Consider the following 610-nt stretch of genomic DNA (forward strand, 5'->3'; position numbering starts at 1 on the left):
CGGCCGCATCCAGGAGGTAGTCCAAGCGGTGGTGTGACTTGAGGATGACGATTGCCTGGGCTTTCAGGCGTGTCCCTGGTTCCTCAAGTCTCGCAATTTTTTTAAGTAGGCGTTTTCCGCTTCCAGCCGCTCAACCTGGCGGCGAAGCTTTTCCTCTTCCGTGAGGCGTTTCGGCGCAGCCGATCCTTTGGGCCTGCCCTTCGGCTTCGGGCGCAGAGCCTCGTCGCCGCCTCTGCGCCACTTAGCCACCCAGTCCTTGACGAGGTGGTCGGATGAAAGATTGAACTCTCGGGCAAGATCCATCATCGACTCACCCGCAAGATGACGTTCTACAACTTCCTTCTTCGCCTCGAAGGAGTAGTGCTGCTTGTTTGGTTTCTCCACGAGACATAGTCTGCCACGCAGTTGGAAACGGCGATAAAGTCTACGCGTTGCGTCTCTCGAGACACCGACAACACGAGCAGCGGCTCGGCAACCCATTCCCTGCTCGAAAAGCTCCACTAACTGCTCACGCTGAACTTCACTCAGCGAACTACGTGCTCTCAAAGAAAATGCTCCCCACTAGTTGTTGGCAACTGATTTCTCAGTCCAACTAATGGGGAGCAGTTCA

At 55.6% G+C, this 610-nt stretch carries 1 pseudogene; it reads right to left on the reverse strand.

Annotated elements, in window-relative coordinates:
* A pseudogene (locus tag QP971_RS11295) lies at nt 1–410 on the reverse strand (helix-turn-helix domain-containing protein); the annotation flags it as partial.
* Between the last annotated feature and the right edge of the window lie 200 nt (nt 411–610).

Origin of the sequence: Corynebacterium marquesiae (assembly GCF_030229635.1) — a bacterium.
In the GTDB taxonomy this organism is placed as follows: domain Bacteria; phylum Actinomycetota; class Actinomycetes; order Mycobacteriales; family Mycobacteriaceae; genus Corynebacterium; species Corynebacterium marquesiae.